This is a genomic window from Pseudomonas sp. GM74 (assembly GCF_000282455.1).
Taxonomy (GTDB): Bacteria; Pseudomonadota; Gammaproteobacteria; order Pseudomonadales; family Pseudomonadaceae; genus Aquipseudomonas.
Window position 1 is genome coordinate 1 of record NZ_AKJG01000010.1, and the last position, 8410, is coordinate 8410.

The 8410-nt window shown below is 59.7% G+C and carries 7 protein-coding genes; 1 reads left to right on the forward strand and 6 read right to left on the reverse strand.

The genetic code is table 11. The annotated features are described in order from the left end of the window. Positions 1-81: 81 nt before the first annotated feature. From PMI34_RS24005 to PMI34_RS23980, 6 genes are read right to left on the reverse strand one after another with little or no spacing between them, the layout of a single operon-like run. A complete protein-coding gene (locus PMI34_RS24005) occupies positions 82-1824 on the reverse strand; it encodes an ABC transporter substrate-binding protein (protein WP_008046502.1) in 1743 nt (580 codons plus the stop codon). 47 nt (positions 1825-1871) lie between these two features. Continuing rightward, positions 1872-2144: a DUF2160 domain-containing protein gene (locus PMI34_RS24000; protein ID WP_032829366.1), complete on the reverse strand. Its 273-nt coding sequence runs from the start codon at positions 2142-2144 to the stop codon at positions 1872-1874. 10 nt (positions 2145-2154) lie between these two features. Beyond that, positions 2155-2955: a carbohydrate ABC transporter permease gene (locus PMI34_RS23995; protein ID WP_008046506.1), complete on the reverse strand. Its 801-nt coding sequence runs from the start codon at positions 2953-2955 to the stop codon at positions 2155-2157. A gap of 7 nt (positions 2956-2962) precedes the next feature. Beyond that, a complete protein-coding gene (locus PMI34_RS23990) occupies positions 2963-3829 on the reverse strand; it encodes a carbohydrate ABC transporter permease (protein ID WP_008046507.1) in 867 nt (288 codons plus the stop codon). Beyond that, complete coding sequence (locus PMI34_RS23985) at positions 3826-4941, reverse strand: ABC transporter ATP-binding protein (RefSeq protein WP_008046508.1); 1116 nt, start codon at positions 4939-4941, stop codon at positions 3826-3828. Before PMI34_RS23985 ends, PMI34_RS23990 begins: the two co-directional genes overlap by 4 nt. Then, positions 4941-6035, reverse strand: a complete 1095-nt coding sequence (locus PMI34_RS23980) for an ABC transporter ATP-binding protein (protein WP_008046510.1) — start codon at positions 6033-6035, stop codon at positions 4941-4943. Before PMI34_RS23980 ends, PMI34_RS23985 begins: the two co-directional genes overlap by 1 nt. A gap of 409 nt (positions 6036-6444) precedes the next feature. Here PMI34_RS23980 and PMI34_RS23975 point away from each other — a divergent pair, with 409 nt between their 5' ends. Further along, positions 6445-8280: a sigma-54-dependent Fis family transcriptional regulator gene (locus PMI34_RS23975; protein WP_008046512.1), complete on the forward strand. Its 1836-nt coding sequence runs from the start codon at positions 6445-6447 to the stop codon at positions 8278-8280. Positions 8281-8410 lie beyond the last annotated feature (130 nt).

Consider the following 8410-nt stretch of genomic DNA (forward strand, 5'->3'; position numbering starts at 1 on the left):
GCTTGCCCGCGAAGGCGTCGGGACAGACTCAAACAAAAACGGCACCTTCCGGTGCCGTTCGCCTTTCACACTCCCGCCACGTTACTTACGCGCCGCCTCCCAGGATTTCAGCAGCTCGCTGTAGCTCACGGTCTCGCCTTTTGGCTTCTCGTTTTCCAGTTTCGGTTTCGGTGCGCCCGGCTGGTCGAACCAGTATTGCGCGTCGCGCTCGGGGTTCATTTTCGGGGCGCAGGTGGCTTGTGCCTTGGAGCGTTCCAGACGGGTCATGATTGCGTCCTGATCCTTGGCCAGGCCGTCGAGTGCCTGTTGCGGGGTCTTCTCGCCGCTGGCGGCTTCGGCGATGTGGCTCCACCACAGTTGCGCCAGACGCGGATAGTCCGGCACGTTGGTTCCGGTCGGGGTCCATTGCACTCGGGCCGGGCTACGATAGAACTCCACCAGGCCACCGAGCTTTGGCGCCAGGTCGGTCATGGCTTGCGAGTTGATATCCGATTCGCGGATCGGCGTCAGGCCAACGATGGTTTTCTTCAGCGACACGGTTTTCGAGGTCACGAACTGCGCGTAGAGCCAGGCCGCGAGTTTCTGTTTCTCTGGCGTGGATTTCATGAAGGTCCAGGAACCGGCGTCCTGATAACCGAGTTTCATGCCCTCCTCCCAATACGGACCTTTCGGCGAAGGCGCCATGCGCCATTTCGGCGTGCCGTCGGCATTCATCACCGGCAGGCCCGGTTTGGTCATGTCGGCGGTGAACGCGGTGTACCAGAAGATCTGCTGGGCAATGTTGCCCTGGGATGGCACGGGACCTGATTCGGAGAAAGTCATGCCCGCCGCTTCAGGTGGCGCGTACTTTTTCATCCAGTCAACGTACTTGGTGGTTGCATACACGGCTGCCGGGCCGTTGGTGTCGCCACCGCGGGTCACGCTGGAGCCAACCGGATGACAATCCTCGACGCGGATCCCCCACTCGTCCACCGGCAAGCCATTGGGTATGCCTTTATCGCCAGCGCCGGCCATGGAGAACCAGGCATCGGTGAAACGCCAACCCAGGGACGGGTCTTTCTTGCCGTAGTCCATGTGCCCGTAAACGCGCTTGCCGTCGATTTCCTTGACGTCTTCGCTGAAGAATCTGGCGATATCTTCATAGGCCGACCAGTTCACCGGTACGCCCAACTCGTAACCGTACTTTTCCTTGAACTTGGCTTTCAGGTCCGCACGTTCGAACCAGTCGGCGCGGAACCAGTACAGGTTGGCGAACTGCTGGTCAGGCAATTGATAGATCTTGCCGTCCGGCGCGGTGGTGAAGGAGATGCCGATGAAGTCCTTGATGTCGAGGGTCGGCGAGGTGAAGTTCTTGCCCTCGTTGGCCATCAGGTCGGTGATCGATTCGGTCTTGCCGTAGCGAAAGTGCGTACCGATCAGGTCCGAGTCATTGACCCAGCCGTCATAGATGTTCTTGTCCGACTGCATTTGGGTCTGCAGCTTTTCCACCACGTCGCCTTCCTGCAGCAGGTCGTGGGTCAGCTTGATCCCGGTGATCTCGGTGAAGGCCTTGGCCAGTACCTTGGACTCATACTCGTGGGTGGCGATGGTTTCCGACACCACTTTGATGCTCATCCCGCGAAACGGCTCCGCCGCCTTGATGAACCACTTCAGCTCTTCGAGTTGTTGATCGGCCGTGAGTGTGGATGGCTTGAATTCACTGCCGATCCATTTCTTCGCGGCGTCTTCATAGGCATCGGCCCACGCAGACGCGCTCAAACCGCTGAGTGCCAGCATGGCTGCCAATGAAATGCTATGTCGCAGCTTATTGTTTTTGTCGAACATAGAGACCTCCTGTTTAGTTTTCGGAGCAACATTGCCGAGCGATTCGACTAGCCCCAACGCATCACAGCCAACAGCCACACCAGGGACATCGCGAAGGCGACCCAGATGCTCCAGTCGGTGACGCCGATTACCAGCAAATGCAGGTAGGCGCTGCCGAGAAGACCGATGAACAACCGATCGCCACGGGTGGTGGCAATCGGTAGAAAACCTCGCCGAAGCACGCTCGGCGAACGCAACTCCCAGGTGGTCATGCCCACCAGGATCAAGCCGATAACACCAAAAAATGCCGCCGTGGGGACAGTCCAGCTCATCCATTCCATCATCAGTTCCTCATACCCGGCCCAGGGCAAAGCCCTTGGCCACGTGGTTGCGAACAAACCAGATCACCAGCATGCCCGGCAGGATGGTCAACACCCCCGCCGCCGCCAACACCCCCCAGTCAATGCCGGACGCCGAGACGGTGCGGGTCATCACCGCTGCTATCGGCTTGGCGTTGACCGAGGTGAGGGTTCGCGCCAGCAGCAGTTCGACCCAGGAAAACATGAAGCAGAAGAACGCCGTCACGCCGATGCCGGAGCCGATCAGCGGGATGAAAATCTTCACGAAAAACTTGGGAAAGCTGTAGCCATCGATGTAGGCGGTTTCGTCGATTTCCTTGGGCACGCCGGACATGAAACCTTCGAGAATCCACACCGCCAGCGGCACGTTGAACAGGCAATGGGCCAGGGCCACGGCGATATGGGTGTCGAACAAGCCGATCGAGGAATACAACTGGAAGAACGGCAACAGGAACACCGCCGGGGGCGCCATGCGATTGGTCAGCAGCCAGAAGAACAGGTGCTTGTCGCCCAGGAAGCGGTAGCGCGAGAACGCATAGGCCGCCGGCAAGGCCACGGTCAGGGAAATGATCGTGTTCAGGCTCACGTAGTACGCCGAGTTGATGTAGCCGGTGTACCAGCTCGGATCGGTGAAGATCACCTTGTAGTTCGCCAGCGTGAAGTCCTGTGGGAAAAGCGTCAGTCCGCCGAGGATTTCGCTGTTGCTCTTGAAGGACATGTTCAACAGCCAGTAGATCGGCACCAGCAGGAACAGGATGTAGATCAGCAACGGAATCAGCTTTCTCTTGCTCATGATGGCCTCAGCGGTTGGCGTCGGAGTGAGTCATGGCGGTGTAGAACAGCCAGGACACCAACAGGATGATCAGGAAGTACACCAGCGAGAATGCGGCAGCCGGCCCCAGGTCGAACTGCCCGATCGCCATCTGCGTCAGGGTCTGGCTCAGGAAGGTCGTGGAGTTACCCGGACCTCCACCCGTGAGCACGAAGGGCTCGGTGTAGATCATGAAACTGTCCATGAAGCGCAGCATCACGGCGATCAGCAGCACGCTCTTGAGCTTGGGCAGCTGGATATGCCGGAACACCGCCCAGGCCGAGGCCCGGTCGATCCGCGCCGCCTGGTAATACACATCCGGAATCGCCCGCAGGCCGGAGAAGCACAGCAGCGCCACCAGTGAGGTCCAGTGCCAGACGTCCATCACCAGCACGGTGACCCAGGCGTCCATGGTGTTCGCCGCATAGTTGTAGCTGATGCCCATGGCCTTGAGGCTCGCCCCAAGCAGACCGATGTCGGCCCGGCCGAAGATTTGCCAGATGGTGCCGACCACGTTCCAGGGAATCAGCAACGGAATCGCCAGGATGATCAGCACCACTGACGACCAGCGCCCCTTGGTCGGCATGGTCAGGGCAATCGCAATCCCCAGGGGGATTTCGATCAGCAGCACGCAGGCCGAGTAGATGAACTGGCGCAGCAACGAGTCGTGCAGGCGCGGGTCGAGCAGTACCTGCTTGTACCAGTCGGCGCCGACGAAGTAACGGCTGGACTGGTCGAAGATGTCCTGCACCGAATAGTTGACCACGGTCATCATCGGGATCACCGCACTGAACGCCACCAGCAGGAACACCGGAAGCACCAGCCACCAGGCCTTGTTGTTCTGCACCTTGTTCATGGCTGCACCTCTTGGTTGGCATTGGCTTCGAGCAGGAATTCATCGGCGTAGACCATCAGCCACTGCGCCGGAAAACTGATGTAGGCCGTGCCTTGCGGCACCGGTTTGTCTTCGGCCAGACGCACTTTCAGGGGCACGCCATCGAGGTCGAGGCTCATGATCTTGTAGGTACCCAGGTCTTCGACGTGTACGACCTTTGCCCGCTGCGCGTCATCAAAGGCCTCGTCCCACACATGGACGAACTCCGGACGAATGCCGACCTTCAGGGTTTTCCACTCCGATTCAGCAATACGTTGCTGCATGGCCTCCGACAGCGGCAGGTGGGTCGAGGCGAAACCGACACCGCCCGGTTGTGGCTGTACCTCGATCAGGTTCATCCCGGGGCTGCCAATGAAGTAGCCGACAAAGGTGTGGCTCGGGCGCTCGAACAATTCCCTTGGCGTACCGAACTGCACAATCTGCCCGCCGTACATCACCGCAATCTTGTCGGCGAAGGTCGAGGCCTCCAGCTGATCGTGGGTGACGTAGACCATGGTGATGTTGAACTGCTCGTGGATCTGCTTGAGCTTGCGCCGCAGTTTCCACTTCAGGTGCGGGTCGATCACCGTCAGCGGCTCGTCGAACAGGATCGCCGACACGTCGTCGCGCACCAGCCCACGGCCCATGGAGACTTTCTGTTTTTCGTCGGCGGTGAGGTTGCGCGCCTTTTTGCTCAGCAGGTTCTGCAGGTCGAGGACTTCGGCGATTTCCTGCACCTTGCTGTGGACCCGGGCCTCGGCCATGCCTTGATTGCGCAGAGGGAAGGCCAGATTGTCGAACACCGTCATGGTGTCGTAGACCACCGGAAACTGGAAAACCTGAGCGATGTTGCGTTTTTCGGGGGTCAGGTTGTTGACCGCTTTGCCGTCGAACAACACATGGCCCTGGGACGGGCTGAGCAGCCCGGAAATGATGTTGAGCAAGGTTGATTTGCCGCAGCCCGATGGACCGAGCAAGGCATAGGCGCCGCCCTGCTCCCAGATGTGGTCCATCTCGCGGATCGCATAGTCCTCCGGTCCGGCCGGGGTCCTGGTGTAGCTGTGGGCGAGGTTCTGCAAACGGATTTCGGCCATCAGGCAACCCTCGTGACACGCCGGCCCGGCGCCTGGACCAGCCGCCCCTGCGTATCGAACACAAACAGTTTATGGGTCGGGATGTAGATGCGGATCGGCGCATCGACGTCGTATTCGTGAACACCCGGCAAGTGCAGCACCAGCAGGAAATGCTCGTTGCGCACGTGAAGAAAGGTTTCCGAGCCGCTGATTTCCGCGACTTCGACGGTCACCGCCAACTCGAGGTCATCGTCGTTGCTCGGCACCAGCGAGATATGGCTGGGTCGCACGCCGAAACGGAACTCGCCCTCGCCCACCGGGCGCAGATCGACGTTCAGCGGGAAATGCACGAAGTTGGCGAAACTCACTTCGTTGCCGGCAATGCGCCCCGGCATCAGGTTGATCGGCGGCTCGGAGAACAGCTCCGCCGCCAGCACCGTCTGCGGCTGGTGATAGACCGAGGCGGACTGGCCGCTCTGGATCACCCGGCCTTCGTGAACAACGGTGGTGGTGCCGCCCAGGGCCAGGGCCTCGTTGGGTTCGGTGGTGGCATAGATCGCGATGGTGTGGCGCGCCTTGAACAGCTCGCGCATTTCCTGGCGCAGTTCTTCACGCAACTTGTAGTCGAGGTTCACCAAGGGCTCGTCGAACAGGATCAGTTCGGCATCCTTGACCAGCGCCCGGGCCATGGCCGTGCGTTGTTGCTGACCGCCGGAAAGCTCCAGCGGATAGCGCTTGAGAAACTTCTCGATGCGCAGCATTTTCGCGGTTTCCAGCACCTTGCTCTGGATCACTTCGCTGGATACACCGGCCTGACGCAGGGGCGAGGCGATGTTGTCGAACACCGTCATGGTCGGGTAGTTGATGAACTGCTGATAGACCATCGACACATTGCGCAAGCGCACGGGGCGTTGGGTGACGTCGACGCCATTCATCAGGATGCGACCGCTGTCGGGCTTGTCCAGACCGGCCATCAGGCGCATCAGGCTGGTCTTGCCGGACAAGGTGCGCCCCAGCAAAACGTTGAAGGAACCGGGTTCAAAACTCAGGTTGGCATCGTCGATCCAGGTCTGGCCCTCGACGGTGCGGCTGACGTGCTCCAGGGTTAATGACATGGCTCGGCCTTTTTTATTTTTGGAATCAAGCGACCGGAGCTGTAAAGCGACATTTGTGCCAGAAATTGCAAACGATTGATTCAGTTTGAAATTCCTGAGAATGACTACGGAGTCACGTTCGTTGCTGAACACAAATGAACAACCGGAAATGAACAACTGAACAGTTCACCCATTGACAGTGAACAATAGTGAACAACACTCTACGGACAGTTAATGGTCCCTGTAGCAGCTGGCGCAGCCTGCGTTCGGCGGCGCAGCCGTCGTGAAATCAGGCAGCGCGGTGTGTCAGGATGACCGCGATACAGGTTCTACGACGGCTACGCCGCCGAACGCAGGCTGCGCCAGCTGCTACAGGGATCCTGTGTACCCATAACAAAAACAATAAAAGCCTGTTCAGAGATCGACTGCCATGGCCGCACCCGCATCGCCGTTGTCCCACGACGCCATCATCCAGGACTCCTGGTCCCGCTGCCGCGCGTTCGGCCTCAGTCATCAGAGCACGCCGGCATTCGACCAATTGCCGGCCGCGGGCATCGCGCAACTGCTGGAGAGCCAGCATTCACTGGTGCAAACCACCCATCAGGAAGTGCTGCCCTACTACGAGAACATCCTGAGCAATTCCAATTGCCTGATCATGCTCGCCGACCATCACGGCCAGGTGCTCACGTCCTGGGGCACCCAGCGCTTTATCGAACCTAAACTGGCCCGGGGTTTCAGCGCCGGCGCCAGCTGGATGGAACGCTGCACCGGCACCAACGCCATCGGCACCGCCCTGGCCTGCGAACAAGCGGTGCACATCGAGCACGACGAACATTTCCTCAAGGCCAACCGCTTCATGACCGGTTCCGCCGCGCCGATTTTCGATGCCGAACGCAAGGTGATCGCAGTGCTGGACGTTTCCAGTGACAGCTACCTGCCGCCCTCCCACACCCTGGGCATGGTCAAGATGATGAGCCAGACCGTGGAAAACCGGCTGATCCTCAACCTGTTCCATGGCCAGCATTTCCAGCTGACGTTCAATACCGGGCTGAACAACCTGGACAGCCAATGGGCCGGCTTGCTGATATTCGACGAGACCGGCCAGGTGCTGTCGGCCAATCGCCGGGCCGACAATCTGCTGGGCATCAACCTGTCGCGGGTCAGTGTCGAAAGCCTGTTCAAGGTCTCGCTGCTGGAGCTGCTGAACCAGCCCGAAGGCCTGCCCTTCGCCTTGCAAACCTCGGGACGCAATCGCTTCCAGTGCCTGTTGAAGCGGCCGAAACAGGCATCAATTCAACCCCGAGTATTCGCCGAGCCGGTTGTAGCCGCACCCGCGGCCATCAGCCTCAACACCCTGCATTTCGGCGACAGTCGCGTGGAAAAAGCCGTGCGTCAGGCCGAGCGCTTGCTGGAAAAAGACATTCCATTGCTGATCCATGGGGAAACCGGGGTCGGCAAGGAAGTGTTCGTCAAAGCCCTGCATCAGGCCAGCTCGCGTAGTAAACAAGCGTTCATCGCCGTCAACTGTGCGGCGATTCCCGCCGAACTGGTGGAGTCCGAACTGTTCGGTTATGAGAAAGGCGCGTTCACAGGCGCCAACCAGAAAGGCAGCATCGGGCTGATCCGCAAGGCTGACAAAGGCACGCTGTTCCTCGATGAAATCGGCGACATGCCACTGCCAACACAGGCTCGCCTGCTGCGGGTGCTGCAGGAACGTTGCGTTCAGCCGGTGGGCAGCAGCGAGTTGTTCCCTGTGGACCTGCGCATCATTTCAGCGACCAATCGCTCGCTACGGGAACAAGTACAACTGGGGCGGTTTCGTGAAGACTTGTACTACCGCATCGGCGGCCTGACCCTGGAACTGCCGCCCCTGCGTGAGCGCAGCGATAAGGATGCACTGTTCAAACGCCTGTGGGAGCAGCACCGCGAACCGGCGCAATGGGCCGGTTTAAGCCAGGAAGTGATGGCGTTATTCGGCCGCCACCCGTGGCCGGGCAACCTGCGCCAGGTCAGCAGCGTGATTCAGGTGGCCCTGGCCATGGCCGAGGAACAGCCGGTGCGACCTGAGCATTTGCCGGATGATTTTTTTGTCGATCTGGAGATGGAGCCGGTAGAGACGCCGGAACCATTGGCCGTTGACCTCAATGATGTCGAGGACTTGAACCGGCAGTTGCAGGCGGTCGGGGGGAACATTTCGTATCTGGCCCGGCGGTTGGGGGTTAGTCGCAATACCCTGTACAAGCGGTTGCGCCAACCGAGCGATTAACTTCATCCCTGTAGCAACTGCCGAAGGCTGCGTTCGGCCGCGCAGCGGTCGCAAGATCTTTCATGCGGTGTAACAGACTAAACGAAGTTGTCCGATTGGCGAGGGCTGCGCCCTCGAACGCAGCCTTCGG

What these genes read in the sequence shown, in the direction of transcription:
- PMI34_RS24000 (WP_032829366.1), bottom strand. Translation starts at nt 2,144, where the DNA reads ATGGAATGGATGAGCTGGACTGTCCCCACGGCGGCATTTTTTGGTGTT.
- PMI34_RS23985 (WP_008046508.1), bottom strand. Translation starts at nt 4,941, where the DNA reads ATGGCCGAAATCCGTTTGCAGAACCTCGCCCACAGCTACACCAGGACC.
- PMI34_RS23975 (WP_008046512.1), top strand. Translation starts at nt 6,445, where the DNA reads ATGGCCGCACCCGCATCGCCGTTGTCCCACGACGCCATCATCCAGGAC.
- PMI34_RS23990 (WP_008046507.1), bottom strand. Translation starts at nt 3,829, where the DNA reads ATGAACAAGGTGCAGAACAACAAGGCCTGGTGGCTGGTGCTTCCGGTG.
- PMI34_RS23995 (WP_008046506.1), bottom strand. Translation starts at nt 2,955, where the DNA reads ATGAGCAAGAGAAAGCTGATTCCGTTGCTGATCTACATCCTGTTCCTG.
- PMI34_RS24005 (WP_008046502.1), bottom strand. Translation starts at nt 1,824, where the DNA reads ATGTTCGACAAAAACAATAAGCTGCGACATAGCATTTCATTGGCAGCC.
- PMI34_RS23980 (WP_008046510.1), bottom strand. Translation starts at nt 6,035, where the DNA reads ATGTCATTAACCCTGGAGCACGTCAGCCGCACCGTCGAGGGCCAGACC.